This is a genomic window from Euzebya rosea, from assembly GCF_003073135.1.
Taxonomy (GTDB): Bacteria; Actinomycetota; Nitriliruptoria; order Euzebyales; family Euzebyaceae; genus Euzebya; species Euzebya rosea.
In genome coordinates, this window is the sequence record NZ_PGDQ01000005.1 from 305,794 (window position 1) to 332,300 (window position 26,507).

At 68.1% G+C, this 26,507-nt stretch carries 22 protein-coding genes and 2 rRNA genes; 23 read left to right on the plus strand and 1 reads right to left on the minus strand.

Annotated features, from left to right (window positions below; all coding sequences use genetic code 11):
- The first annotated feature begins 29 nt into the window (after positions 1-29).
- Genes argC through CUC05_RS08570 form a run of 12 tightly spaced genes read left to right on the plus strand, consistent with a single transcriptional unit; the run spans position 30 to position 10,369 of the window.
- Positions 30-1,040 (plus strand): N-acetyl-gamma-glutamyl-phosphate reductase, encoded by a 1,011-nt coding sequence (gene argC, locus CUC05_RS08515; protein ID WP_157965371.1) that lies wholly within the window; start codon positions 30-32, stop codon positions 1,038-1,040.
- A complete protein-coding gene (argJ, locus tag CUC05_RS08520; RefSeq protein ID WP_205712214.1) occupies positions 1,037-2,287 on the plus strand; it encodes a bifunctional glutamate N-acetyltransferase/amino-acid acetyltransferase ArgJ in 1,251 nt (416 codons plus the stop codon). Before argC ends, argJ begins: the two co-directional genes overlap by 4 nt.
- The gene (gene argB / locus CUC05_RS08525) at positions 2,284-3,258 is read left to right on the plus strand and encodes an acetylglutamate kinase (RefSeq protein WP_108665654.1); all 975 of its coding nucleotides are present in this window, start codon (positions 2,284-2,286) and stop codon (positions 3,256-3,258) included. The genes argJ and argB overlap by 4 nt, the downstream gene beginning before the upstream one ends.
- Positions 3,255-4,454, plus strand: a complete 1,200-nt coding sequence (locus tag CUC05_RS08530) for an acetylornithine transaminase (protein ID WP_108665655.1) — start codon at positions 3,255-3,257, stop codon at positions 4,452-4,454. Before argB ends, CUC05_RS08530 begins: the two co-directional genes overlap by 4 nt.
- Positions 4,454-4,840, plus strand: a complete 387-nt coding sequence (locus CUC05_RS08535) for a response regulator transcription factor (protein WP_108665656.1) — start codon at positions 4,454-4,456, stop codon at positions 4,838-4,840. The genes CUC05_RS08530 and CUC05_RS08535 overlap by 1 nt, the downstream gene beginning before the upstream one ends.
- 4 nt (positions 4,841-4,844) lie before the next feature.
- Positions 4,845-5,795, plus strand: coding sequence for an ornithine carbamoyltransferase (gene argF, locus CUC05_RS08540; RefSeq protein WP_240606226.1), 951 nt, complete (start codon positions 4,845-4,847; stop codon positions 5,793-5,795).
- 16 nt (positions 5,796-5,811) lie between these two features.
- Entirely contained in the window at positions 5,812-6,315 is a 504-nt protein-coding gene (locus CUC05_RS08545) for an arginine repressor (RefSeq protein ID WP_108665657.1), read from the plus strand.
- Positions 6,316-6,332: 17 nt separating this feature from the next.
- On the plus strand, positions 6,333-6,881 hold the full coding sequence (locus CUC05_RS08550; RefSeq protein WP_157965372.1) for a hypothetical protein: 549 nt from the start codon (positions 6,333-6,335) through the stop codon (positions 6,879-6,881).
- Positions 6,871-8,289, plus strand: coding sequence for an argininosuccinate lyase (gene argH, locus CUC05_RS08555; RefSeq protein ID WP_108665659.1), 1,419 nt, complete (start codon positions 6,871-6,873; stop codon positions 8,287-8,289). Before CUC05_RS08550 ends, argH begins: the two co-directional genes overlap by 11 nt.
- Positions 8,290-8,296: 7 nt before the next feature.
- Positions 8,297-9,499, plus strand: coding sequence for a winged helix DNA-binding domain-containing protein (locus tag CUC05_RS08560; protein WP_108665660.1), 1,203 nt, complete (start codon positions 8,297-8,299; stop codon positions 9,497-9,499).
- Positions 9,492-9,956, plus strand: a complete 465-nt coding sequence (locus CUC05_RS08565) for an SRPBCC family protein (RefSeq protein WP_108665661.1) — start codon at positions 9,492-9,494, stop codon at positions 9,954-9,956. The genes CUC05_RS08560 and CUC05_RS08565 overlap by 8 nt, the downstream gene beginning before the upstream one ends.
- 32 nt (positions 9,957-9,988) lie before the next feature.
- A complete protein-coding gene (locus CUC05_RS08570; RefSeq protein WP_108665662.1) occupies positions 9,989-10,369 on the plus strand; it encodes a hypothetical protein in 381 nt (126 codons plus the stop codon).
- Here the strand turns inward: CUC05_RS08570 and CUC05_RS08575 are convergent.
- Positions 10,366-10,725: a tudor domain-containing protein gene (locus CUC05_RS08575; RefSeq protein ID WP_108665663.1), complete on the minus strand. Its 360-nt coding sequence runs from the start codon at positions 10,723-10,725 to the stop codon at positions 10,366-10,368. The genes CUC05_RS08570 and CUC05_RS08575 overlap by 4 nt on opposite strands.
- A 72-nt stretch (positions 10,726-10,797) precedes the next feature.
- On the opposite strand from CUC05_RS08575, the gene polX reads away from it, so the two are divergent.
- The 11 genes from polX (at position 10,798) to CUC05_RS08630 (ending at position 26,460) form a co-directional block, all read left to right on the plus strand.
- The gene (gene polX / locus CUC05_RS08580; RefSeq protein ID WP_108665664.1) at positions 10,798-12,549 is read left to right on the plus strand and encodes a DNA polymerase/3'-5' exonuclease PolX; all 1,752 of its coding nucleotides are present in this window, start codon (positions 10,798-10,800) and stop codon (positions 12,547-12,549) included.
- Complete coding sequence (locus CUC05_RS08585; RefSeq protein ID WP_108665665.1) at positions 12,546-13,178, plus strand: DNA-3-methyladenine glycosylase; 633 nt, start codon at positions 12,546-12,548, stop codon at positions 13,176-13,178. The genes polX and CUC05_RS08585 overlap by 4 nt, the downstream gene beginning before the upstream one ends.
- Positions 13,179-13,395: 217 nt before the next feature.
- Positions 13,396-14,955 carry a hypothetical protein gene (locus CUC05_RS08590; protein WP_157965373.1) on the plus strand — a complete coding sequence of 520 codons (1,560 nt, stop codon included), beginning with the start codon at positions 13,396-13,398 and terminating at the stop codon, positions 14,953-14,955.
- A 51-nt stretch (positions 14,956-15,006) separates the two neighbouring features.
- Positions 15,007-16,686: an ABC transporter substrate-binding protein gene (locus CUC05_RS08595; RefSeq protein WP_108665667.1), complete on the plus strand. Its 1,680-nt coding sequence runs from the start codon at positions 15,007-15,009 to the stop codon at positions 16,684-16,686.
- An 8-nt stretch (positions 16,687-16,694) separates the two neighbouring features.
- Positions 16,695-17,630 carry a branched-chain amino acid ABC transporter permease gene (locus CUC05_RS08600; protein WP_108665668.1) on the plus strand — a complete coding sequence of 312 codons (936 nt, stop codon included), beginning with the start codon at positions 16,695-16,697 and terminating at the stop codon, positions 17,628-17,630.
- A 1-nt stretch (position 17,631) separates the two neighbouring features.
- The gene (locus CUC05_RS08605) at positions 17,632-18,873 is read left to right on the plus strand and encodes a branched-chain amino acid ABC transporter permease (RefSeq protein ID WP_108665669.1); all 1,242 of its coding nucleotides are present in this window, start codon (positions 17,632-17,634) and stop codon (positions 18,871-18,873) included.
- The gene (locus CUC05_RS08610) at positions 18,870-19,715 is read left to right on the plus strand and encodes an ABC transporter ATP-binding protein (protein ID WP_108665670.1); all 846 of its coding nucleotides are present in this window, start codon (positions 18,870-18,872) and stop codon (positions 19,713-19,715) included. The genes CUC05_RS08605 and CUC05_RS08610 overlap by 4 nt, the downstream gene beginning before the upstream one ends.
- A complete protein-coding gene (locus CUC05_RS08615) occupies positions 19,708-20,565 on the plus strand; it encodes an ABC transporter ATP-binding protein (RefSeq protein ID WP_205712215.1) in 858 nt (285 codons plus the stop codon). The genes CUC05_RS08610 and CUC05_RS08615 overlap by 8 nt, the downstream gene beginning before the upstream one ends.
- Positions 20,566-20,632: 67 nt before the next feature.
- A complete protein-coding gene (locus tag CUC05_RS08620; RefSeq protein WP_108665671.1) occupies positions 20,633-21,004 on the plus strand; it encodes a hypothetical protein in 372 nt (123 codons plus the stop codon).
- Positions 21,005-21,681: 677 nt separating this feature from the next.
- A 16S ribosomal RNA gene (locus CUC05_RS08625) occupies positions 21,682-23,201 on the plus strand.
- Between the two features lie 328 nt (positions 23,202-23,529).
- Positions 23,530-26,460 (plus strand): 23S ribosomal RNA (locus CUC05_RS08630).
- Together the 16S and 23S rRNA genes form the textbook arrangement of a ribosomal RNA operon.
- Positions 26,461-26,507 lie beyond the last annotated feature (47 nt).

Sequence of the window (26,507 nt, forward strand, 5' to 3'; positions counted from 1 at the left end):
CGTGATGCATATCCATGCACACTGTCGGAATGGATACAGGCATCGTCGGTGGATCCGGCTACGGAGGTGGCGAGCTGCTGCGGCTGCTCGCGGGACATCCCACCCTGAAGGTTCGCACCATCGCGGCCGGTTCGCGCGCAGGCGAGGACCTCTCGGCGGTCTTCCCCCACCTCAACGCCTCCGGCACCCTCGCGCCCTCGACCCCCGAGGCGCTCGAGGGCTGCGACCTGGTGTTCCTCGCCACCCCGCACGCCGTGTCGATGGAGCTGGCGCCGCCGCTGCTGGCGCAGGGCACGACGGTCGTCGACCTGTCCGGCGCCTTCCGGCTGCCCGCGGAGGTGTTCGAGGAGTGGTACCGCATGGACCACACCGCTCCCGAGCTGACACCCGCCGTCTACGGCCTGCCGGAGCTGAACCGCGACGCCATCGCCGGCGCCGACCTCGTCGCCGGCCCGGGCTGCTACCCGACCGCCACCCTGCTGGGCCTCAAGCCCCTCGCCGGGCTGGTCGACCCTGCGACGCTCACCATCGTCGGCATGTCCGGGACCAGCGGTGCCGGACGTGGCCTGCGCGACACCCTCCACGTCTCGCACGCCACCGCCAACACCGCTGCCTACGGCGCGCCGACCCATCGGCACACCCCCGAGATCGAGCAGCAGTGGAGCGCCCTCACCGGCGCCGACCATCCCGTCAGCTTCACCCCGCACCTCGTCCCGCAGGTCCGCGGCATGGTCGTCACCCTCAACGCCCAGATGCTTGACGCCGGCAACGCCGACGCCGTGCTGGCGGCCTTCCACGACGCCTACGACGCCGAACCCTTCGTGACCGTCGTCGACGGCTGGCCCGAGTCGACCCACGTCGTCGGCGCCAACACCGCCCACGTCGGCGCCGCCGTCGACCCGCGCACCGGCCGGGTCACCGTGTCCTGCGCGATCGACAACCTGACCAAGGGCGCCGCGGGACAGGCCGTCCAGGCCGCCAACGTCGCCCTCGGCCTGCCCGAGGCCGCCGGCCTGCCCACCATGGCGGTCTACCCGTGAGCCCCGACCCCACCGACCAGCCCATCGACGAGCAGGACGAACCCGTCCACCAGATCATGCCGCTCGACGACGGCGTGACCGCCCCGTGGGGCTTCGCCGCGGGTGGCATCACCGCCGGCCTGAAGGGCAGCGGCCGGCCCGACATGGCCATCGTCGTCGCCGACGACGTGGCAACGGCCACCGCCGTCTTCACGGCCAACCGGATCCAGGCGGCGCCCGTCACCGTGTCCCGCGAACACCTGCTCGCCACCGGCGGACGTGCCCGGGCGGTCGTCCTCAACAGCGGCAGCGCCAACGTGTGCTGCGGCCCCGAGGGACTCCAGCTGGCCCGCGACGCCGCCGCGGCAACCGCCGAGGCGCTCGGCTGCGACCCCGAGGAGGTCCTGCTGTGCTCCACCGGCGTGATCGGTGAGCCCATCCCCGCGCAGCCCTACCTCGACGGCATCGCCCCCCTGGTCGCCGCGGCCGACCCCAACGGCGGGCTGGACGCGGCCGAAGCCATCATGACGACCGACCTGGTCAGCAAGGAGTCGGCGGTCCACGTCACCGACGACGAGGGCGGCTCGGCCACCATCGGCGGCATGTGCAAGGGGTCGGGGATGATCGCCCCGTCCCTTGCCACGATGCTCGCCGTCGTCACCACCGACGCCCCGCTGGACCCGCTCGTCGCCGACGGGATGCTCCGGCGTGCGGTCGACGCGACGTTCAACCGGGTCAGCGTCGACGGGGTCATCAGCACCAACGACACCATCGTGTTCCTGGCCGGCGGCACCGCCGTGACCCCACCCTCCAACACCGCCATCGAGGCGGGCCTGCACGCCGTCCTGGCCGACCTCGCCATCCAGATGGTGCGGGACGGCGAGGGCGCCGAGCACGTCATCCACCTCACCGTCTCGGGTGCCGCCACCGAGGCCGACGCCCTCGCGGTCGCCCGCAGGGTCGGCGACGACAACCTCGTCAAGACCGCCTTCGCCGGGGCCGACCCCAACTGGGGGAGGATCATCGCCGCCGTCGGCGCGGCCGGCGTCGACATCGACCCGACCGGCATCGAGATCGCCATCGCCGGACACGTCGTCTGCCGCGGGGGTGTCAAGGCCGACTTCGACCGGGCCGCCGCCAGCGAGGCCATGCAGGCCCCCGACGTCGATGTCCGCATCGACCTCGGCCTCGGCAGCGGCCGGGCCACCTTCATCACCTGTGACCTGACGCACGGGTACATCACGATCAACGCGGAGTACACGACATGACGGCCGAGGTGCTGGTCAACGACCGGCTGAAGCTGGCGCAGGACAAGGCGAGGGTGCTGCAGGAGGCCCTGCCGTGGATGACTCGGTGGGCTGGCCAGACGCTGGTGGTCAAGTACGGGGGCAACGCCCTCGCGAGGACACCACTGGACCGCAGCGAGGGCGGCCGTCCGGAGGACGGCGAGACCAACACCGCGCTGACGCCGACCGACACCGGACCCGGTGAGGACCCGTCGTTCGCGCGGGACATCGCGTTGCTGCACTCCGTGGGCGTCCGCGTCGTCGTCGTGCACGGCGGCGGCCCGCAGATCAGCCAGCTGGCCGACCGGCTCGGCCTGGAGACCGCGTTCGTCGACGGGCGCCGGGTCACCGACGCCCCGACGCTGCAGGCCGTCCAGATGGCGCTCCTCGGCCAGGTCAACCCGATGCTGGTGCGGATGATCTCCGACGCCGGTGCCCCGGCCGTCGGCGTAGCGGGCACCGATTCCAGCCAGGTCATCGCCGTGCAGCACGACCCCCGGATGGGCTTCGTCGGCCGGGTCGACCACGTCGACCCCCAGCTGCTCGACCAGATGCTGGACTCCGGTCGGATCCCCGTCATGGCGACGTTGTGCAGCACCGCCGACGGGCAGACGGTCAACGTCAACGCCGACGAGGTCGCCGGCGCCGTGGCCCAGGCCCTCGGCGCCGACAAGCTGATCTACCTCACCAACGTGGCCGGCCTCTACGAGAACTTCGGCACCCCCGACTCCACCCTCCTCAGCGAGGTCGGCGTCGGTCGCCTGCGGCAGATGATCGCTGACGACGAGCTGGTCACCGGCATGATCCCCAAGGTCGCCAGCATCGTGGCCGCCTTGGACGGGGGCGTCCCCCAGGCGCACCTCCTCGACGGCCGCATCGAGCACGCCATCCTGCTGGAGATCTTCACCGACTCCGGCATCGGCACCATGATCCTCCCGGAGCCCGCACCGTGACCGCCCCCACCGCCGACCAGGTCCTGCTGCCCACCTACGGCGCGCAGGCACGCACGTTCGTCTCCGGCCACGGCAGCTGGCTGACCGACGACGCCGGCCGGGACCACCTCGACTTCCTCTGCGGCCTGGCGGTCACCAGCCTCGGCCACGCCCACCCGGCGGTCACCGAGGCCATCACGGCCCAGGCCAGCACGCTCAGCCACACCTCGAACCTGTTCGCCACCACCCCGGCGCTGGAGCTGGCCGCGAAGCTGCGTGACGCGGCTGGCTGGGCCGACGGCCGTGCCTTCTTCTGCAACTCCGGGGCCGAGGCCAACGAGGCCGCCATCAAGCTGGCCCGTCGCCACGGCAAGCACCGGGACCCCGCCAAGGTCAACGTCGTCGCCCTGACCGGCAGCTTCCACGGACGCCTGCTCGGCGCGCTCAAGCTGACCGGCAACCCCGCCAAGCACGAACCGTTCGAGCCGCTCGGCAGCTGGGTCACCCATGTCCCCCACGACGACCCCGACGCGCTCGCCGCAGCCGTCGACGACCGGACCTGCGCGGTCTGGGTCGAGGTCGTCCAGGGCGAGGGTGGGGTCCGGCCGCTGGACGCCGCCATGCTGGAGCGGGCCCGCGAGGTCTGCGACGCCCACGACGCCCTGCTCGTCGTCGACGAGGTCCAGACCGGCATCGGCCGGCTGGGGGAGTGGTACGGCTGGCAGACCACCACCGTCGTCCCCGACGTGATCTGCCTCGCCAAGGGCCTTGCCAACGGGCTGCCCATCGGGGCGATCCTCGCCCACGGCGTCGCGGCCAAGGCGTTCCAGCCGGGCGACCACGCCTCCACCTTCGGCGGCAACCCGGTGGCGTGTGCGGCGGCCAACGCCGTCATGGACGTCATCGACCGCGAGGGCCTGCTGGCCAACACCCGCGCGATGGGGCAGCGGCTGGCCGACGGGCTGATCGCCCTCGACAGCCCCCACGTGGTCGGCCAGCGCGGCCGCGGACTGCTCCGCGCCCTGCTGCTGGACGCGCCCATCTCGGCCGCGGTGACCGGACATGCGCTCGACCAGCTGCTGGTGGTGAACAATGTCGCCAGCGACGCGGTGCGCCTGGCCCCACCGCTGAACGTCACTCCCGACGAGATCGACGAGGGCCTCCGCAGGCTGGGACACGCCCTGGCCGCGGCCGCCAACGAGAACGGAACCCCCTGATGGACCGCCCCGCCGACCGCCCCGACCCCGTCGTCCTCGTCGTCGAGGACGACCGTGCCGTTCGTGACCTCATCGAGGTCCTCTTCGCTGCCGAGGGCATCGACGTCAAGACCGCACGCGACGGGCTCGAGGGCCTGCTCAAGCTGCGGATGCACCGGCCGGCCGTGGTCGTCCTGGACATCATGATGCCGGACGTGGGTGGCCTGCGGGTCCTCGACGAGCTCGCCGAGGAGCACTCCGACACCCCCGTCATCGTGGTCACCGGCAAGCCCGAGGCAGCCGACGAGGCCCGCAAGCGGCTGGGCAACGCCAACGTGTTCAACAAGCCCTTCGAGGTCGAGGACCTGCTCCTGCGGGTCCAGCAGATCGTCGGGGGAGAGGGATAGCCCCGTGACCGACACCCCGATCCGGCACTTCCTGACCGTCGACGACCTGCAGCCCGAGGAGCTCCTGGCCGTCCTCGACCTGGCCGACGACCTGAAGGCCGAACGGCCGACGCCCGCCAGCCGCGCCTCCAGCACGTGGGGCGACGTGCTGCACGGCAAGTCCGTCGCGCTGATCTTCGAGAAGCCGTCGACCCGGACCCGCGTGTCGTTCGAGGTCGGTGTCCGCGAGCTGGGCGGCCACCCCGTCGTGCTCACCGGCCAGCAGCTGCAGCTCGGGCGCGGCGAGACCGTCGCAGACACCGCACGCGTGCTGTCCCGCTACGTGCACGCCATCGTCCTGCGCACCTTCGGGCAGGATCGGCTGGAGGACCTCGCCGAAGCCGGCGACATCCCGATCATCAACGCGCTGTCGGACCTGACCCACCCCTGTCAGGCCGTCGCCGACCTGCAGACGATCCGTGAGTACAAGGGGACCCTGGCGGGCCTCAAGCTGGTCTACCTCGGTGATGGCAACAACATGGCCCACTCGCTGCTGAAGGCCGGGGCCATGACGGGCATGCACGTCGTCATCGGGCATCCGGAGGGGTACGCGCCGAACGCCCAGATCGTCGACGAGGCCCGGACGCTCGCGGAGTTCAGCGGCGGGGCCGTCACCATCACGACCGACCCCGAGGCCGCCTGCGTCGACGCCGACGTGCTGTACACCGACGTCTGGGCATCCATGGGCCAGGAGTCGGAGTCCGAGGAGCGGGCCGAGCTGTTCAAGCCCTACCAGCTGAACGCCAGCGCCATGGCGGCGGCCCGCCCCGACGCCATCGTCATGCACTGCCTGCCCGCCCACCGCGGCGAGGAGATCACGACGGAGGCCATCGACGGCGAGGCCAGCGTGGTGTTCAGCCAGGCCGAGAACCGCCTGCACGCCCAGAAGGCGCTGCTGATCACGCTGCTGACCTGACCCGGCCACCCATCCCATGACCGACCGCACCCAACGGCAGGACCTGATCGCCCAGCTCGTCGCGACCTACGAGATCGCCTCGCAGGGCGAGCTCGTCGAGCTGCTGTCGCGACACGGGGTCGAGGTCAACCAGGCGACGGTCTCGCGTGACCTCGAGCAGCTCGGCATCGGCAAGCAACGCGGCGCCGACGGCACCCTTGCCTACGCCGGCACCGAACGGCAGGGCCTCGCCCAGCTGATGCGCCAGTTCGTCACCGCCATCGACGCCAGCGGCAACCTGGCGGTCCTCAAGACCCCTCCTGGCGCCGCCGCCACGGTCGCCAGCGCCATCGACATGGCCGACGTGGCCGGCACGCTCGCGACGCTCCAGGGCGACGACACCGTGCTCGTCGTCGCCCGTGAACCCGCGACCGGCCACGACGTCGCCGAGACCCTGCGCGCCATCAAGACCCCGACGCTTCCCGCGCGGCGCGTCACCGGCGACGAGGAACCCGCAGACGTCGGCCGGGCCCAGCCGTGAGCCGCGTCCATCCTGTCGTGGGCCGCCTGGTGGCCGCCACGACCCTCCTCCTCGTCGTGGCATGCGGTGCGTCCGAGGACGACCCCGCGGTCTTCCAGACGCTGCCCGAGGTCGTGCCGACCGCGACCGCCGACGAGGTCGTGCCCGCCTCACCCGATGCCGCCGCGACCCGAGAGGCGTCGGAACCCACCGCGTCATCGGCGCCGTCCACGACACCCTCGCCCCCGCCGAGCCCGACCAGCCCGGCGGCCGACGGGCAGCCGGTTGCGCCGTCGGACCCCGCCGACATCGCCCGCGAGCTGGGGCTGGACGGCATGATCGACCTCATCGGGCAGGACCCCGAGGCCGCGGGCGAACGCGGCGAGGACCTGCTGCACGAGCTCGAGCGGGTCCGCGACAAACCCGACCGCAAGCGGATCGAGCGTGCGCTGGACCGCCTGCGCGAGTGGGACGACGACGGCGACATCCACCCCGAGGTCGCCGACGCGGCCCGTGTGGTGCTGACCGAGATCCAACCCCGGAACGACGACGACACCGACGACGAGGACGACGACGATGACGACTGACGGCAGCGGCACCACCGGCACGACCGGGGAGGGGCGCCTGTGGGGCGGGCGCTTCGCCAGCGGTCCCGACCGGGCCGCATGGGACCTCGGCCGGTCGATCCACTTCGACGCACGCCTGTGGCCCTACGACCTCTCCGGATCCCGCGCCCACGCCGACGAGCTCCGTCGCCTCGACCTGGTCACCGACGACGACCACGCCGACATCGTCACGGCCCTCGCCACGATCGAGGAGGAGTTCACCAGCGGCACCTTCGCCTTCCTCGACGACGACGAGGACCTGCACGGCGCGGTCGAACGGCGGCTGATCGAGCTGTGCGGCGAGGCAGGCGGCCGACTGCGGGCCGGGCGCAGCCGCAACGACCAGATCGTCGGTGACCTCCGGCTGTACCTGGCCGACACCATCCCGGTGCTGACCGAACACCTGCGCGGCATCCAGGCCGTCCTTGCCGACCAGGCCGAAGGTGCGGTGGACTGGATCGCGCCGGGCTTCACCCACCTCCAGCGCGCCCAGCCCGTCACGCTCGCCCACCACCTGCTGGCCCACGCGTGGGCGCTGGATCGCGACATCGCCCGGCTCGCCGACTGCCGCATGCGGCTGCTGGACTTCTCCCCGCTCGGCTCCGGCGCGATGGCCGGCCTGACCCTCCCCCTGGACCCGCAGCGCTACGCCGACGCCCTCGGCTACACCGGCGTCGGCCCCAACTCCATGGACACCGTCGCCGACCGCGATTTCGCCGTGGAGTTCCTGTCGGCCACCGCGATGCTGGGCGTGCACCTCTCCCGCCTCTGCGAGGAGGTGGTCCTGTGGGCCAGCACCGAGTTCGGGTGGTGCCGGGTCGGCGACGCCTTCTCGACCGGATCCAGCATCATGCCGCAGAAGCGCAACCCCGACGTGGCCGAGCTGGTCCGCGGCAAGACCGGGCGGCTGATCGGCAGCCTCGTCACCCTGCTGGTGACCCTCAAGGGCCTGCCGCTGACCTACAACCGTGACCTGCAGGAGGACAAGGAGCCCGTCTTCGACGCCGTCGACACGCTGATGCTCGCCCTCCCCGCCGTCGCCGGGATGATGGCCAGCCTCGTGTTCGACCGCGAGCGCCTGGCCGGCACCGCCGCCGGCGGGTTCTCCCTCGCCACCGACGTCGCCGAAGCGCTGGTCGTCGCCGGCGTCCCCTTCCGCAGCGCCCACGAACGGGTCGGCGAGCTGGTCGCCACCTGCGAGGGACGCGGCATCGACATCACCGACCTGACCCCCGACGAGCTCGTCGGCACCATGCCCGAGCTGGACGCCGACCAGGTCAGCAGCCTGCTGGACCCGATGGGCGCCGTCCACCGTCGGTCGGCCGTCCAGGGTCCCGCCCCCGCCGCGGTCGAACGGCAGCTCGCCAGCCTCCGCGAACGCCTCGGCTGAGGCACCCGTGGGGGGACAGCGACACGTCGACGACGACGAGCGACGGGCCAGGCTGGTCGACCGCCACCACCTCGGACGCACGGCAGCCGACATCGAGGGGTGCGTGGCCGACCTGGTCATGCTGCACTCCAGCGACCCGACCACGCCGTTCCTGTCGCTCTGGGCCCGCGTGCCCGACGTCACCCGGAGCGACATCACCGACGCGCTGTACGACCGCCGGTCGTTGTGGCGCCTGCACACCATCCGCCGGACGATCTGGGTGGTGCCGCGCACGTTCGGGCCCACCGCGCTGGGCGGGGGAACCGTGCCGGTCGCCGCGGCGGACCGACGGAAGCTGCTGGCGTTCGTCACCGCCTCCGACGTCCACCCCGACCCCGAAGGATGGCTCGCCGGGCTGGCCGAGGAGGTCCTCCGGGTCCTGGACGGCGCCGCCCCGATGACAACAGCCGAACTGGGACAGGCCATCCCCGAGCTGCGAACACCGATCACCCTCGGGTCGGGCAAGTGGGTGCAGCAGCAGCCGGTCGGCTCCCGGTTGCTGTACCTGATGGCGATGGACGGCCTGATCGTCCGGGGCCGTCCCCTCGGGTCGTGGCGGGCCAGCCAGTACCGCTGGAGCCGCACCGAGCAGTGGTTCGACGAGCCCCTCGACGGCCTGCTCGCCGCCCCGGAGGTGTCCGCCCGCGCCGACCTCCTGCGTGCCTACCTCGCCCGGTTCGGACCGGCCACCACCGACGACATCCGCTGGTGGACCGGCTGGACCAAGCGCAGCGCCGTCGCGGCCCTCGACGACGTCGCGGCGGTCGTGGTGTCCCTCGACGGCGGCGCAGAGGGATGGCTCCTGCCCGAGGACGTTCGCCCCGCGCCGGCCGTCGACCGGCCCGTCGTGACCCTCCTCCCTGCCATGGACCCGACGCCGATGGGATGGAAGGAACGCGGGTGGTACCTGGGGGAGTGGGCCGTGTTCGGCGGGCCGCTGTTCGACCGCAACGGCAACGTCGGCCCGACCGTGTGGCTGGACGGCCGGGTCGTGGGCGGCTGGGCGCAGCAGGCGGATGGACGGGTGGTCACCCGGCTGCTGGCCGACATCGGTCATGATGGGTCGGACGCGGTCGCCGTCGAAGCCGAACGGCTGACCACGTGGCTACGGGGCCATGTGGTGATCCCGCGCTTCCGCACGCCCCTGGAGAAGGAGATGGCCCTTGGCTGAGGTCCACGCCAGCGCCCGGATCGACATCGACGCCGCACCCGAGACGGTCTGGGACGTCCTGACCGACCTCGAGGCCTTCCCGACGTGGTCGAGGATCCACGAGGAGGTCCGCATCGAGAGCCACAACGACGAGGGCTGGCCCGAGCGGGTCTGGATGAAGATGTCGGTGGTCGGGATCCGCGACGAACAGGTCGTGGACCACTCCTGGACCGACGACTCCGTCAGCTGGGAGCTCGTCAGCGGCGGCGTGCAGCGGGCACAGCGCGGGACCTACACGATCATCCCGACCGAGACCGGCTGCACGGCCGAGCTGGAGGGCATGGTCGACCTGATCATCCCGCTGCCCAAGCTGGTCATCAAGCAGGGGCAGAAGCTCGTGATGTCGATCGCCACCAAGGGCATCAAGGCCGAGGCGGAGAAGCGGCAGAAGCGCATCGACGCCGGCGAGGTTGTCTGAGCCGACGCGGCCCCGTCGATAGCATCCCCCGCATGGCACCCAGCATCGAGGTTCAGCTGCTCGCCCGGATCGACGAGCTCGCACGGCGTGAGGGCCTGCTCGTCGCCGAGACCGGCAAGGCCCGCATCTACCGTGACCGGGTCGGTGGCACCGTGGCCTGGCTGCCCCACGGCAAGCAGCGCGTCGAGCTGACCCTCATCCAGATCCGCATGCAGGACGAGGCACGCGCCAACCGGCTCCACGGCCTGCTCGTCCAGACCTGCGACCGCACCACCGCCGACATCCCCTCCAACGACCTCGGGCTGGACGCGTCGCTGGCGGTCCAGTACTGGTCACGGCTGGAACGCGAGTTCTTCCCCGCCTACCTGCACGCCCACCGCGACGTGCAGTCGTCGACCAACCGACCGGGTTAGGACCCCTCGGCGTCGGGCTGGGCCACCTCGACGACCTCCACCGACGGCTCGATCGCGAAGGCCCCGACGTCCATGCCCTGCTCCTCCAGCGCGGCGCGGGCGTTGGTGCGGAGCACCGGGTCGACCAGCGCGGCAACCCACCTGGTCATGGAGTCCTCGCCCAGGCCGTGCGGCACGTCGAGCCGGACGGTGATGGTGGCCTCCACGGTCCCGGTCGGCAGGGGCTGGCAGCGCGCGGACGGCACCACGATCATCTGCCGGTCGCCGGGATTGAACACGGTGACCGTGCCGTCGGGGTCGAGCTTGGCGACGATGCCGACGACGCCTTCGGCGCGGGCCCAAGATCCGATCTTCATGTCTCGCAGTCTTGCAGGGCGGGCCGACCGGCACAGCAGCCGGTGTCGCACGCGGGTCGTAGGCTGCGCGCCATGGCTTGGGTCAACGAGGAGCTGCACCGCCGGTTCGCCGAGATCGCGACGCTGCTGAAGATCAGCGGCGCCGATCGTTTCCGTGTCCGCGCCTACGAACGCGCCGCCGACGCCGTCGGTGCCGCGTCGGTGGACCTCGGCACCCTCGACGACGCGGCCCTGGCCGACGTCAAGGGCATCGGCGCGTCGACGGCCAAGAAGATCCGCGAGTACCTGGACTCCGGCACCATCGGCATGCTGGAGGACCTCCGCGAGAAGGTCCCGGCCGGGGTGGTCGAGCTGACGCGGGTCCCGGGACTCGGTCCCAAGACCGCCGTGCTGATGCACGAGTCCCTCGGCATCGACTCCATCGAGGCGCTGACGGCGGCCATGGACGACGGCCGGGTGGCAGGACTGCCAGGGCTCGGCGCCAAGACGGTCGCCAACCTCAAGGAGTCGCTGCGCCGGATGGGCAGCAAGGACACCGACCGTGTCCCGGCCGCCGACGCGATCGCGCTGGCCGAGGAGGTCTGCGCAAGGCTGCGGGCACGCGACGACGTCCAGCAGGTCGACTACGCCGGCTCGCTGCGCCGCATGCGCGACACGATCGGCGACATCGACGTGCTGGTCGCAAGCGACGCCGACCCGGGGCCGATCCACGAGGCGTTCCGCGGCTACGACCTGGTCCAGTCCGTGATCGCGGCCGGCGAGAAGAAGTCCTCGGTCATCACGGTCCGCGGGATCCAGGTCGACCTGCGCGTCGTCGAACCCGACGCATGGGGCGCTGCCCTGCAGTACTTCACCGGGTCGAAGGCCCACAACGTCCGTGTCCGGGAGCGGGCCGTGCGCCGTGGCCTGCTGCTCAACGAGTACGGCATCTGGACGCGGACCGAGGAGGGCACGCAGGGCGAGCGCGTCGCGAGCCGAACGGAGGCCGACGTGTACGCCGCCGTCGACCTGGCGTGGGTGCCACCGACCATGCGGGAGGACACCGGCGAGGTCGACGCCGCGATCGACGGCACCCTGCCCGCGGTCGTGACGCTCGACGACATCACCGGCGACCTGCACGGCCACTCCGACTGGTCCGGCGACGGCAAGGCCACGCTGGAGGAGATGCTCGACCGAGCCGCGGACAAGGGCTACGCCTACTGGGCGGTGACCGACCACGCCGAGGACCTCTCGATGAACGGCCTGTCCCGCCAGCAGGTGCTCGACCGCAGGGCCGCCATCCGGGCGCTCCGGGATCGCTACGAGATGGCGATCCTCGACGCGTCGGAGCTCAACATCGGGCTGGAGGGGGGGTTGGACTACGACCCCGACTTCCTGCTGGAGTTCGACTGGACCGTCGCCAGCGTGCACTCGGGCCTCGAACGCGACAGCGCCGCCCAGACCGCACGGATCATGGCCGCCATCGAGTCGCCCGCCGTCAACGCCATCGGACACCTGACCGGCCGCAAGCTGGGCAAGCGCCCCGGCTTCGAGGTCGACCTGGCTGCCATCCTCGAGGCGTGCCGCGAGACGGGCACGGCGCTGGAGGTCAACGCCTCGCCGCGCCGGCTGGACCTGTCGGGTGAGATGGTCCGGCGGGCGGTCGAGGCCGGCGTCACCCTCACCATCTCCTGCGACGCGCACTCCGTCGGTGACCTCGACGCCATGCGGTACGGCGTGTGGACCGCGCAGCGCGGCTGGGCCACGCCGTCGGACGTGCTGAACACCGGCACGCTGGAGCAGCTGCGGGCGTTCGTGGCCGCCAAGCGCGACCGGCTGGGATGACCGAGCGGCGCCTGCTGGACCGGTCCGTCCTGCAGGGGGACAGCCCCGACGTTGCTCCGCAGCTGCTCGGGACGATCCTCCAGCGCCCCGACGAGGGGACGGCCGTCCGCATCATCGAGGTGGAGGCCTACGACGAGGACGACCCCGCCAGCCACACCTTCCGTGGCCGGACCCCCCGCAACGCGGTGATGTTCGGTCCGGCCGGCCACGCCTACGTCTACTTCACCTACGGCATGCACTGGTGCACCAACGTGGTCACCGGGCCTGACGGCCACGGCCAGGCGGTCCTGCTCCGTGCGGCCGAGGTCGTGGAGGGGCAGGCGGTGATGCGTGCCCGTCGTGGTGACCGGGTCCGTGACCGGGACCTCCTCCGGGGGCCGGCCCGCCTTGCCAGCGCCCTCGGCATCGACGGGGCCCTCGGTGGGGTTGACCTCCTGGACCCGTCGTCCCCGGTCCAGCTGGCCGCGGACGGCCACGAGCCACCGGTCGTTGCGGCCGGGCCACGGGTGGGTGTCCGGCTGGCCGCCAACCGGCCGTGGCGGTTCTGGATCGACGGCCATCCGCTGGTCAGCCGGTACGTCCGGCACCGGCGGGCCGACGAGCAGGGCGGGGCCCCCGAACCGAGCTGACGGTCACCCTTGGTACCTTCGGTAACACCTCGGGTCGACGATCGGATGGATCTCCTTCAGTCGGCACCGATTTCGACCGAATCCTGTGGTCGTCGGGCAGGAGAACCCTGCGCCGACGTCGAACTCTCCGATATGCAGCACTGTGCTCCGCCAACGCGGGGCCCGCTCGGGGGAGTGCCGCGAGGAACCGAAGCCGACTGTGATGGGCCGACACGACATGACCAAGCCGCATCCCTCCTCCCGTGATCGTCATGCGGGACGCCCCAGCGCCAGCGCGCTGCGTCCCACCCACGACATCAGGGCCTGGGCGCTGTTCTTCCTGGTGGGCACGATGCTGCTCGCGACCGTGCCGCTGGCGTCCAGCGCCGGCGCACAGCTGCCCGACCTTCCGGTCCCGATCCCCGGGTCGAGCGAGTCCGAGGAGCCCGAGCCGGCACCCTCGCCCAGCGAGACCGAGGAGGAATCGCCCATCCCGGCGCTGCCCGGTGGCGACGAGGAACCGCCCGCGGAGAGCGGCGGCATCAAGACGGCGTTCTACACCTCGCCCACGAGCGCGCTGACGCCCGGGACGCTAACGGACTCCACCATCCAGTGCATCGTCATCCCGGAGTCCTGCACGCCCGAGGCCCAGCAGGTCACCGGTCCCGTCCTCGGCGGTGTCGTCGCCGGCCTCGAGGGCCTGGACGCCGCGTCCGAGCCCGTCCCGCAGCCCGTCCCGCCGGGCGCGCTTCCGGTCGGCCTGCTCAACGGCAACCAGCGCTACTCCTCGGCCGTCCAGATCGGCCCGCCCACCGTTGCCGAGGGCAAGACGGTCAGCGACTACACCATCAGCTTCCAGATGTCCTCCGCCTCCTTCGCCGTGGAGTCCCCGGCGTTCCGCGAGTTCATGCTGGCCGTCGTCGCCCAGGCCGGCACCGGCGGACCGGAGATGTTCGAGGCGTTCTTCGCCAACGTGACCGGCGGCGAGACGGACCTGCTGACCCAGAACATCACGGGCCTCGAGGCCTGCGTCATCGCCGAACCCTGGGAGGCCGGGGACAACCAGCCCGTCCGCGAGCAGCCGGAGATCGACATCTTCTACTGCAGCCCCCGGGCCGAACCGGACGACAACAACATCGTCACCTTCGACATGACGTTCCCGGCGCAGGACGCGCTGACCGACAACGAGCAGTTCAAGCTCGACTGGAGCAACGGCATCCTCATCCGCCCGCTGGCCGCGCAGAACCTGGCCTATGGCGACGCCGACTACTCCACGAACTACTACGCCTACCTCGAGCCGCTCGACGAGAACCCCCCGACGACGGAGTTCACCCAGGTCGACAAGCCCGAGCCCATCCCGGTCAGCCCGGGCAACAACACCAACACCGGTGGCAGCACCGGTGGGTCCACCTCGGGCAGCTCCGGCAGCACGGGTGGCACCAGCGGTGGCCGTGGGACGTCGAGCTCGTCCGGTTCGTCGTCCAGCGGGTCCAGCAACCGGCCGTCCTCGCCCGCCGCGTCGGGGACGACCAGCACGACGGCGGCCCAGCCGGCGCCGGCAGCCGAGTCCAGCGTCACGTCGGCTGTGCAGGACAACACCAGCAGCGTCGCCGACGAGGCGTTCGCCCCGGTGAACGAGGAGTCGGCCGGATCCTTCCCGATCGCATGGATCCTGCTGCCCATGATGCTCGGCGGTGCCTTCTGGTACGGCCGTGTCCTCGACGGGGCGCCCGTCACCGCCGCGGTGCGTTCCGGGGCGATGACCCGCCTCCTGCGCGATCGCGGATTCCAGATCTAGTCCGGGGTCGCCGCACCCCGTTCCCTGCTCCCTCCCCGAAGAAGAGAGTCGATGCCCACCATGTCCATTTACCGACGCCTGCGTTTCCTCGCAGCCCTCGCGGTCTTCGCGATGCTTGCGGCTGCCTGCGGCCTGAAGGCCGAAACGCGTGAACAGATCGGCTTCGCCGCCGGCGGAACGAACGGCTTCACCGACCAGACCGCGTTCGACTCGGGGACCGGCAACCAGGTCGCCGGCGGGACCACCGGCTCCACCGGTGGCGCGACCGGCGGGTCCACCGGCGGCGCCACGGGCGGCACCACCGGCACGACCGGCGGCACCACCGGGACAACGGGGACGACCGGGACGACCGGCACGACCGGGACGACGGGCGGCTCGACCACCGGTGGGACGACCGGCGGTTCGACCAGCACCGGCGGGTCCACGGGTGGCAGCACCGGTGGCTCGACGGGCGGCTCCACGGGTGGCAGCACCGGCGGCTCGACCGGTGGCAGCACCGGCGGGTCGACCGACGGTGGTGCAGGCGGCGCCACTGACGGTGGAAACACCGATGGTGCCGGGGGCGGGAACACCGACGGCGGCGGGGCCACGGGTGGCGCGGCCATCACCGGCTCCGACCGCACCGGTGTCGACGCCGCTGCGGGCTCCATCAACATCGCGGTCCACGCGCCGGTGACCGGCGCGGCCCCGCTGCCCGTGACCTCATTCGAGGAGGCCCGTGACCTGTACTACCGCTACAAGGTCGGGCAGGACGGCGACATCGCCGGGTTCACCCAGTTCAACATCTCCTTCGCCGACGACCGGTACCAGCCCTCCACCGCGGTGCAGGCCTGCCGCCAGCTCGCCGCCGACAACTTCCTGCTGACCGGTGCCGGCGGTACCGACCAGATCCAGGCCTGCGGCACCTTCGCCGAGCAGCAGAACATCCCGTACTTCTCCGCGGGTGTGACCGAGGCCGGCCTGCTGGGCCTGCGCAACTACTTCGCCTTCTCCATGAGCTACCGGGCCCAGGGCCTGCTGCTCGCCCAGTGGGTCAAGGCCCAGCACCCCGGCCAGAAGGTCGCCGCGGTCATCACCGACACCCCCAACTTCCAGGACGCCGTCGACGGCTGGGAGCAGGGCGTCGCCGCGTCCGGCCTGGACTACTACCGCACCCTCCGGCACCCCAAGGGTGACAACTCCTGGTACAACACCTACGCCGCGGACCTGCAGCAGAACGGTGTCGACGTCGTCTACATCCTCACCGCCCCGGTGGACTACATCCAGTTCGCCCAGCAGGCCAACCTGGCCGGCTACAACCCCCAGTTCGTGGGCGTGGGTGTCTCGATGGGCCTCAACGCCGTCCTCGGATCGGGCTGCCCCAACGTCGACGGCGGCGAGTTCTTCTCGCCCTTCCCCGGCCTGGACTGGGCCCGCAACAACGTGCCGGAGTTCTTCTCCGCAGCCCAGCAGTTCGGCACCCCGAGCGACGACATCGCCCTGTCCCTGTGGGCCACCGGCATGATCTTCTCCGACCTGCTCGAGCAGTACGTCAGCACCTACGGGAGCAACGACGTGACCCGCGAGGACTTCCGCAACCTCGTCGAGACCTCGACGGTGGAGACCGGCATCTTCCCGAGCACCTCGTACTCCGCGAACAACCACTTCGGGGCCAACCAGGTGCACGTGATCAAGGCCAACTGCAGCACCGAGGAATACGAGACCGTCGCCAGCTTCGCCAGCGGGTTCTAGGGCCTGACATGGACGAGCTGATCAACATCTTCGTCATCGGTGTCCGCACCGGTGCGATCTACGCCCTCATCGCCCTTGGCCTGGCGCTGGTCTTCAAGGCCACCAAGGTCCTCAACTTCGCCCACGGCGAGATCGGCACGTCCAGCGCGTTCGTGTCGCTGTTCATCATGGAGCGGATGGAGGCGCTGTCGATCTTCAGCAGCGCCGACAACCCCGGCACCCTCACCGGTGGCCAGCTGCTGGTCTCCGTCATCCCTGCGCTGCTCGCCGGCGCCATGCTCAGCGTGATGGTCAAGGTCATCCTCGACCGGCTCAAGGACTCCACGCCCGTCACCCAGCTGGTGCTCACCATCGGTGTCGCCGTGTTCATGGTGGGCCTGCAGGCCAAGCTGTTCGGCGTCACCGGTGACCCGTTCCCCCGCTTCATCAACGGCAACGCCTTCACCATCCCCGGCTCGACGATCCCCGTCGACTGGCACACGATCATCATCGTGGTCGTGCTGGGTGGTGCGGCTGCGCTGCTGGCCCTGTACTTCAAGACCCCCTACGGCGTCGCGCTCCTCGCCACCTCCCAGGACCCCTTCGCCGCCGAGCTGCAGGGCATCAACACCAACGCGATCACGATGAGCGCGTGGGCCGTTGCCGGCGCGATGGCCGGTGCCGCCGGCCTCCTCGCCGCGGGTGTCTTCAACCTGCTCGGCCCGGGGCTGCTCCTGGCCCGGTTCCTCATCCCGGCGTTCACCGGCGCGCTGCTCGGTGGCCTGACCAGCATGGTCGGTGCCGTCGTCGGCGGCCTCCTGCTCGGTGTGATCGTGGCCACCGCCAACCAGATCAACCTCACCCTCGACCTGGGTCTCCCCGGTCCGCCGCAGATCGCGGTCCTCATGTCGCTGCTGCTCGTGCTGCTGCTGCGTCCCCGAGGCCTGCTCGGAAAGGAGGCCTGACATGGCAGTCGACGTCGCCGCGCCGGCCCCGCAGCCCATGCCCTCGGGCACCACGCCCGCCCGTCCGTCCGGCCCGCCGCCACGCCTCGTCGTGGAGCAGTGGGCGCCCGACTCCCGTGGGCGTGCACAGCGCCACGCCGTGCGCATCGGCCTGGTCCTCCTCGTCCTGTTCGTCACCTCGTTGGTGCCGGACGTCTACACCAACCTGGTCAGCAAGGCCGCGGTCTTCGCCATCGTGGCGCTGAGCATGAACATCCTCGTCGGCTACGCCGGCCAGGTGTCGCTCGGCCACGCGGCCTTCTTCGGCGCCGGCGCGTTCGCCGCCGGCTACACCCTGACCGAGCTCGACCTCCCCTGGGGTGCCGGCCTGATCGTCGCCGCCCTGTCGGGGGCGTTCGCCGCGGTCCTCCTCGGCGCGGTCGCGCTGCGGGTCAAGGGCCTGTACCTGGCGATCGTCACGATCTCCTACGGGTTGTTCGCCCAGGAAGTGGTGTTCAACATCACCTCCCTGACGGGTGGCGGTGCCGGCCAGGTGGCCCCCCGCCCGGTCATGCCCGGCTTCATCGTGTCCTTCCTCGACGGCCTGGGCGGCCCGTTCTCGGCCATCGCCGGCGGGCTGGACGGGGCGACGAGCGACCTGAGCTACGCCTACCTCTGCATCGGCTTCCTCGCCGCCTTCCTGCTGTTCGACACCCTCTTCGCCGGCTCCAAGGCCGGCCGAGCGGTCCGCGCCCTCCGCGAGAGCGAGCGGGTGGCGGCGTCGTGGGGCATCAACGTCACGGGCTACAAGCTGCTGGCGTTCGTCCTCTCCGGCCTCATCGCCGCCGTGGCGGGCGGCCTGTTCGCCTCCATCGAGCAACGCGTGGCGCCGGCTGACTTCCAGTTCCTGCTCTCCATCACCTTCCTGCTGATGGCGGTCGTTGGTGGCGTGGGCAACCGCTGGGGTGTGGTGCAGGGTGGCGTGCTGTTCGCCGTCCTCCCCACGCTGCTGGAGCGGTCCCACGAGAACCTCCACTTCTGGCCGTTCACCGCGATCGACATCACCCTCGAGCCGGTGATCAGCGCGGCGCTGCTGATCCTGACGTTGACCCTCTACCCGGGAGGCATCGCCCAGCAGCAGCACCACCTCCATTCGTGGCTGCGCATGGGCAAGTTCAAGGACGACACGGCCGATCCGCTGACCGACCCGCCCGCGGTCTACCGTGAGGACCCGCTGGCCGACCCGGAAGGAGCCCGGCTGTGACCCAGCTCGACACTCCCGTGCCCGACACGGCCGCACCACCCCTGGCCATCCCGAAGGGCGACTCCCGGTACCTGCTGGAGACCAAGGGCATCGCCATCCGCTTCGGAGGCGTCCAGGCGCTCGGCGGCGTCGACTTCCGGGTCGCACCCAACGAGATCGTCGGTGTGCTCGGCCCCAACGGCGCCGGCAAGACCACCTTCTTCAACTGCGTCAGCGGCTTCGCAAGCCCCAACGAGGGACGTGTCTTCATCAAGGGTGAGGACGTCACCGCGCTGCGGCCCGACGAACGCGTCATCCGTGGCCTCGGCCGCACGTTCCAGCAGGTCGGCCTCATCCGGTCCTTCACCCTGCTGGAGAACCTGCTCGTCGCCCACCACCACAAGGTGGCCTACGGCGACGGGGCCGGCATGTTCGGCATGCCCTGGGCACGTCGTGAGGAACGCGAGCTGCGGCGACGGGCCATGGAGGTGCTGGACTTCTTCGGCATCGCCCACCTCGCGCATCGCACGCTCGACGGGATGCCCTACGGCATGCTCAAGCTGTGCGAGGTCGCGGCGGTGATGGCCGTGGACCCCGACATCCTGATGCTGGACGAGCCGCTGGCCGGCATGGCGCCGGAGGAGGCCGCGGAGTTCTGCGACCGCCTGCTCGTCATGCGTGACCAGCTGAACATCTCCATCGTGATGATCGACCACCACGTGCCGCAGGTGCTGCGCGTCAGCGACTACGTGTTCGTCCTGTCCTTCGGCAAGCTGCTCGCCGAGGGCCAGGCCGAGGAGATCCGCACCAACCCGGCCGTGGCCGAGGCCTACATGGGTGAGGGGGCGACGACCCTTGACTGACGCACAGTGGAAGCCACCGTCCAGCGGACAGGCGGTGGGGGAGTACGAGGAGTACGACCCGACCACGGACCTGTCCCGCGACCCGACGATGCCGCTGCCCAGCGACGAGATCGCCGCCGTCGGTGGCGAGACCGCCCCGGGCGACACGCTCCTGGAGGTGTCCGGGCTGACCGCCGGCTACGGCGGCCTGCAGGTGCTGCACGGCATCGACTTCACCATCCGCACCGGCGAGACGGCCGTGCTCCTGGGCCTCAACGGGGCCGGGAAGACCACGACCGCATCGGTGCTGTGCGGGAAGGTGAAGCCGACTGGCGGCACCGTGTCCTTCGAGGGACGTGACGCCTCCAAGTGGTCGGTCCGGCAGGCGGTGTCCAACGGCATCGTCATGTGCCCGGAGGGCCGGCGGGTGTTCCCCCAGCTCTCGGTGCGGGCCAACCTCGACGTCGGCGGCTGGACCCACCGGTCCGACGGCGACTGGATGGAGCAGCAGCGGGAGAAGGTCTACGACTACTTCCCCCGGCTCCGCGAACGCCACGACCAGATGGCCGGCACGCTGTCGGGCGGTGAGCAGCAGATGGTCGCCATCGGCCGCAGCCTCATGGCCAAGCCCAAGCTGCTGATCATCGACGAGGCCTCCATGGGCCTTGCACCCGTCATCGTCAAGGACGTCTTCGAGATCGTCCGCCAGATCAACGCCGACGGCACGACCGTGATCCTCATCGAGCAGAACATCGGCGCGCTCGACGTCGCCACCCTCGGCTTGATCATGGAGCAGGGGACCATCGTGCAGGAGGTCCGGGGTGCCGAGCTGGCCGACCCCGAGAACGTCCGCAAGGTGTTCCTCGGATGACCCCGGCCGCCGCCTTCGCCCACTCGACCGCCGACCCCACCCGTTTCGCACGCAGGAGCGCGCACGCATGAACAACCTCTCTCCCAACGCAACCAGGTACACCGCGATCGGGCTCGTCCTGTTCGGCCTGCTGTTCATCTTCTTCGCCTGGAACGGCGCAGCAGGGCTGGACAACGGCGTCGACATCCGGACGCAGTTCCCGTTCCTCATCTCCGGCGGCATCGGCGGGCTTGCGCTCGTCGCCGCCGGGCTGACGCTGATCCGCATCTTCGAGGGTCGCCGTGACACCAAGGAGGTGGTCCGCCACCTCGAGCGGTTGACCGCTGCCGTCGAGCGGCTCGCCGCCCAGGAGGAGCCGCAGGCCCACCCGTCGATGAATGGGATGGGAGCGGCGCCCTCGATGCCGCCGCCCGCGCCCCCGTTCGAGCACGCCACCTGAGCACGCCTCCAGTCCGCACCGACGCCGACCCCCTGTGGGGTCGTCCGGTGTGGGTCACCTCGCCAACACGCCGTCCCGGAGCTGGGGGCGGCGTTGCTGGTTTCCGGGCCGGCCCACGGGGTAGACAGGGGGCCTGCAGCCACGCCGCTGCGCCCCCTCCAGGGATTCACCCAACTAGTCCTGACCCCGTTTCCGCAGGTCAGACGCCATTTTGCGTCCACGAATCCAGAAAAACCCATCCCAGGGGTTGCAGGGGTCCGGGGGGAGGCGTACATTACTCGTCCGCCGCACAAAGGGGTTCGCCCCGGGAGGCGGTGTGAGTCCGTTGTGATCGGCTCTCGTGTCTGCGAGAGGTCTTCGATTCAGGACTTGGAGCCCGAGCTTTGCTCGGTTGCATGGTTGACCGAAAGCCTTTGTTCCTGCGTTTGTGGGTTCTGGGGAACTCGGGAGATTGTGTGTCCCGCTCCTTGAAAACTACACAGTGTGCCAAAAGTCAGTGCACTTTATACATGCAAGCCCCGTCTGGGTGTCGTGCTTCGGCATGGTGTCCATTCGAGTTTGTAGATTCCTTGATTCAGGATGACTGACAACGAAAATTTGTCAGTGTTCATTCCATAACCAAGGTCATTTATCTCCACAGGATGTGTGGTTGCAGCTTTGCTGTTCGCTACAGGTCTCTAATGGAGAGTTTGATCCTGGCTCAGGACGAACGCTGGCGGCGCGCCTAACACATGCAAGTCGAGGGAGAAGCACATCTTCGGATGTGTGGAGACCGGCGAACGGGTGAGTAACACGTGAGAAACCTACCCCGGAGATGGGAATAACCACGGGAAACTGTGGCTAATGCCCAATACTCTCCATTTACCGCATGGCAGCTGGAGGAAAAGTCCGCTGCTCCGGGATGGTCTCGCGGCGTATCAGCTAGTTGGTGAGGTAATGGCTCACCAAGGCAACGACGCGTAGCTGGAGTGAGAGCTCGAACAGCCACACTGGGACTGAGACACGGCCCAGACTCCTACGGGAGGCAGCAGTGGGGAATCTTGCGCAATGGGCGAAAGCCTGACGCAGCGACGCCGCGTGTGGGAAGAAGGCCTTCGGGTTGTAAACCACTTTCAGGAGGGAAGAAGCGAAAGTGACGGTACCTCCAGAAGAAGGTCCGGCCAACTACGTGCCAGCAGCCGCGGTAATACGTAGGGACCGAGCGTTGTCCGGAATTATTGGGCGTAAAGAGCTCGTAGGCGGTTCTTTAAGTCGGATGTGAAATCTCAGGGCTTAACCCTGAAACCGCACCCGATACTGGAGAACTTGAGGCAGGTAGGGGAGATCGGAATTCCTGGTGTAGCGGTGAAATGCGCAGATATCAGGAGGAACACCGGTGGCGAAGGCGGATCTCTGGGCCTGTTCTGACGCTGAGGAGCGAAAGCGTGGGGAGCAAACAGGATTAGATACCCTGGTAGTCCACGCCGTAAACGATGGGTGCTAGGTGTGGGAGATAATCCACTTCTTCCGTGCCGCAGCTAACGCATTAAGCACCCCGCCTGGGGACTACGGCCGCAAGGCTAAAACTCAAAGGAATTGACGGGGGCCCGCACAAGCGGCGGAGCATGTGGCTTAATTCGAAGCAACGCGAAGAACCTTACCAGGGCTTGAAATATACGGAAAAACCATGGAAACATGGTGTGCTTCGGCGTCGTATACAGGTGGTGCATGGTTGTCGTCAGCTCGTGCCGTGAGGTGTTGGGTTAAGTCCCGCAACGAGCGCAACCCTTATCCTATGTTGCCAGCGCGTAATGGCGGGGACTCATGGGAGACTGCCGGTGTCAAACCGGAGGAAGGTGGGGACGACGTCAAATCATCATGCCCCTTATGTCCTGGGCTGCACACATGCTACAATGGCCGGTACAGAGGGCTGCGATCCCGCGAGGGTGAGCGAATCTCACAAAGCCGGTCTCAGTTCGGATTGGAGTCTGCAACTCGACTCCATGAAGGCGGAGTCGCTAGTAATCGCAGATCAGCAACGCTGCGGTGAATACGTTCCCGGGCCTTGTACACACCGCCCGTCACGTCATGAAAGTCGGTAACACCCGAAGTCAGTGGCCCAACCGCAAGGAGGGAGCTGCCGAAGGTGGGATCGGCGATTGGGACGAAGTCGTAACAAGGTAGCCGTACCGGAAGGTGCGGCTGGATCACCTCCTTTCTAAGGAGCGAATGGCGCCCGACCACAGACGAACGTTCTGTGGCGATAGGCGCCCCGTTTCTGTGGATCACTGACTATTCATCCATGATGGTGAGTTCCCCGCTCGGGGGGACCTGGGTCGCTTCGGTGGCTCTGGTTATGACCGAGTCGGTAGCGGACGAACCAAAGTGTGTGGGCACACTGTGTAGCTTTGAAGGTTGCGGTATAGCTCCTTCGAGGTCGCATCGTACGAACCACATCGTCTCCCAGCTTCGGCTGGCGCGGTGCAGGCGTCATCTGCGACCGAGTCCGTCCCTTGAGAACTCCATAGCGAGCGCGAGCATCGTCTCGGCAAGTTAGTAAGGGCACCCGGTGGATGCCTTGGCGCTAGAAGCCGATGAAGGACGTTGCAGGCTGCGATAAGCCGCGGGGAGCTGCCAAGCAAGCTTTGATCCGCGGATTTCCGAATAGGAAAACCTGGCAGGGGTTATGCCCTGTCACTCCTGAGTGAATACATAGCTCAGCGAGAGGGAACCCGGTGAAGTGAAACATCTCAGTAACCGGAGGAAAAGAAAACAACAGTGATGCCCCTAGTAGTGGCGAGCGAACGGGGTACAGCCCAAACTCACATGGTGTCAAGGTGACAGCCGTTGCCATGTGGGGGTAGTGGGACCTGATAGATCGGACTGTCATCCGGTCACAGTCGATGCACGCGGATAGCCGAAGCGACCTGGAAAGGTCCTCCGTAGTGGGTAATAGACCCGTAGGCGAAATCTGTGTGCAGCTGTTCAGTCATCCCAAGTAGCGCGGGACCCGTGAAATCCCGTGTGAATCTGTGAGGACCACCTCATAAGGCTAAACACTCTCTAGCGACCGATAGCGAACTAGTACCGTGAGGGAAAGGTGAAAAGTACCCCGGGAGGGGAGTGAAATAGTACCTGAAACCGCGTGCCTACAAGCAGTTGGAGCCCTTCGGGGTGACAGCGTGCCTTTTGAAGAATGAGCCGGCGAGTTAGCGATCAGTTGCAAGGTTAACCAGACGTTGGGAAGCCGAAGCGAAAGCGAGTCTGAACAGGGCGTCGAGTAGCTGGTCCTATACCCGAAGCGGTGTGATCTATCCATGGCCAGGTTGAAGCGCGGGTAAGACCGCGTGGAGGACCGAACCCACCTAGGTTGAAAACTGGGGGGATGAGCTGTGGATAGGGGTGAAAGGCCAATCAAACACCGTGATAGCTGGTTCTCCCCGAAATGCATTTAGGTGCAGCGTCGCGTGTTCCGTGCTGGAGGTAGAGCACTGATTGGTCGCGGGGGCCTACAAGCTTACCAACATCAGTCAAACTCCGAATGCCAGTACGCCAAGCGCGGCAGTGAGTCTGCGGGGGATAAGCTCCGTAGTCGAGAGGGAAACAACCCAGATCGCCAGCTAAGGTCCCTAAGTCATGGCTAAGTGGTAAAGAATGTGGGATGTCACAGACAACCAGGAGGTTGGCTTAGAAGCAGCCACCCTTGAAAGAGTGCGTAATAGCTCACTGGTCAAGAAATCCTGCGTCGACAATGTAACGGGGCTAAGCCATGCACCGAAGCTGCGGCATGTACTCAGTACATGGGTAGGGGAGCGTTGTATTCGCAGCGAAGCGGAAGGGTGACCGACCGTGGAGCATATACAAGTGCGAATGCCGGCATGAGTAACGAAAGAGGAGGGAGGAACTCCTCCGCCGAATGTCCAAGGGTTCCTGGGGAAGGTTCATCCGCCCAGGGTAAGTCGGGACCTAAGGTGAGGCCGAAAGGCGTAATCGATGGATAACAGGTTGATATTCCTGTACTGGTCCTAGACCGTTTGACCGATGGTGTGACGCAGGAGGTTATCGCAACCCGGCCGATGGTAGAGCCGGGGTAAGTGCGTAGGCCGCAGACCAGGCAAATCCGGGCTGCACAAAGGCTGAAACACGACGCCGACACGGATAGTGGAAGTGCGAAATACCATGCTGCCAAGAAAAGCATCTAGGGAGGGCTAAGACCACCCGTACCCCAAACCAACTCAGGTGGACAGGTAGAGAATACCGAGGCGATCGAGAGAACTCTAGTGAAGGAACTCGGCAAAATGGCCCCGTAACTTCGGGAGAAGGGGTGCCCACGAGAGTGGGCCGCAGTGACTAGGCTCAAGCGACTGTTTACTAAAAACACAGGTGCATGCTAAGTCGTAAGACGACGTATATGTACTGACGCCTGCCCGGTGCTGGAACGTTACGAGGAGAGGTTAACTTCGGTGAAGCCTTGAATCTAAGCGCCAGTAAACGGCGGCCGTAACTATAACGGTCCTAAGGTAGCGAAATTCCTTGTCGGGTAAGTTCCGACCTGCACGAATGGCGTAACGACTTGAGCACTGTCTCCACTAGAGACTCGGTGAAATTGCAATACGAGTAAAGATGCTCGTTTCGCGCAGCAGGACGGAAAGACCCCGGGACCTTTACTGCAACTTGATGTTGGAGTTCGGTGTTGTTTGTGCAGGATAGGTGGGAGGCTTTGAAGCGGGCACGCCAGTGTTCGTGGAGCCAACCTTGGAATACCACCCTGGCAATATTGAGCTTCTAACCTTGGTCCGTTATCCGGATCAGGGACAGCGTCTGGTGGGCAGTTTAACTGGGGCGGTTGCCTCCTAAATTGTAACGGAGGCGCTCAAAGGTTCCCTCAGGCCGGTCGGTAATCGGCCTTCGAGTGTAAGGGCACAAGGGAGCTTTACTGCGAGACTGACAGGTCAAGCAGTTGCGAAAGCAGGACCTAGTGATCCGCCATCTTCAAGTGGGAGAGATGGCGCTCAACGGCTAAAAGGTACCCCGGGGATAACAGGCTTATCTTTCCCAAGAGTCCATATCGACGGAAAGGTTTGGCACCTCGATGTCGGCTCGTCGCATCCTGGGGCTGGAGCAGGTCCCAAGGGTTGGGCTGTTCGCCCATTAAAGCGGCACGCGAGCTGGGTTTAGAACGTCGTGAGACAGTTCGGTCCCTATCCGCTGCGCGCGTAAGAAACTTGAGAAGAGCTGCCCCTAGTACGAGAGGACCGGGGTGGACGTACCTCTGGTGTGCCGGTTGTCCTGCCAAGGGCATGGCCGGTTGGCTACGTACGGAATGGATAAGCGCTGAAAGCATCTAAGCGCGAAGCCGGCTTCAAGATGAGGTTTCTCTTTAAGGATCCCAGTAGACGACTGGGTTGATAGGCCGGATGTGGAAGGGCAGCAATGTCTGTAGCTGACCGGTACTAATAATCCGATTACTTGTCGTGATGCTCGCGCTCGCTATGTGGTTCATCCTGGGACGGGATGGAACCCT

What these genes read in the sequence shown, in the direction of transcription:
- argC (WP_157965371.1), top strand. Translation starts at nt 30, where the DNA reads ATGGATACAGGCATCGTCGGTGGATCCGGCTACGGAGGTGGCGAGCTG.
- argB (WP_108665654.1), top strand. Translation starts at nt 2,284, where the DNA reads ATGACGGCCGAGGTGCTGGTCAACGACCGGCTGAAGCTGGCGCAGGAC.
- CUC05_RS08535 (WP_108665656.1), top strand. Translation starts at nt 4,454, where the DNA reads ATGGACCGCCCCGCCGACCGCCCCGACCCCGTCGTCCTCGTCGTCGAG.
- CUC05_RS08545 (WP_108665657.1), top strand. Translation starts at nt 5,812, where the DNA reads ATGACCGACCGCACCCAACGGCAGGACCTGATCGCCCAGCTCGTCGCG.
- argH (WP_108665659.1), top strand. Translation starts at nt 6,871, where the DNA reads ATGACGACTGACGGCAGCGGCACCACCGGCACGACCGGGGAGGGGCGC.
- CUC05_RS08570 (WP_108665662.1), top strand. Translation starts at nt 9,989, where the DNA reads ATGGCACCCAGCATCGAGGTTCAGCTGCTCGCCCGGATCGACGAGCTC.
- CUC05_RS08575 (WP_108665663.1), bottom strand. Translation starts at nt 10,725, where the DNA reads ATGAAGATCGGATCTTGGGCCCGCGCCGAAGGCGTCGTCGGCATCGTC.
- polX (WP_108665664.1), top strand. Translation starts at nt 10,798, where the DNA reads ATGGCTTGGGTCAACGAGGAGCTGCACCGCCGGTTCGCCGAGATCGCG.
- CUC05_RS08585 (WP_108665665.1), top strand. Translation starts at nt 12,546, where the DNA reads ATGACCGAGCGGCGCCTGCTGGACCGGTCCGTCCTGCAGGGGGACAGC.
- CUC05_RS08590 (WP_157965373.1), top strand. Translation starts at nt 13,396, where the DNA reads ATGACCAAGCCGCATCCCTCCTCCCGTGATCGTCATGCGGGACGCCCC.
- CUC05_RS08595 (WP_108665667.1), top strand. Translation starts at nt 15,007, where the DNA reads ATGCCCACCATGTCCATTTACCGACGCCTGCGTTTCCTCGCAGCCCTC.
- CUC05_RS08600 (WP_108665668.1), top strand. Translation starts at nt 16,695, where the DNA reads ATGGACGAGCTGATCAACATCTTCGTCATCGGTGTCCGCACCGGTGCG.
- CUC05_RS08605 (WP_108665669.1), top strand. Translation starts at nt 17,632, where the DNA reads ATGGCAGTCGACGTCGCCGCGCCGGCCCCGCAGCCCATGCCCTCGGGC.
- CUC05_RS08620 (WP_108665671.1), top strand. Translation starts at nt 20,633, where the DNA reads ATGAACAACCTCTCTCCCAACGCAACCAGGTACACCGCGATCGGGCTC.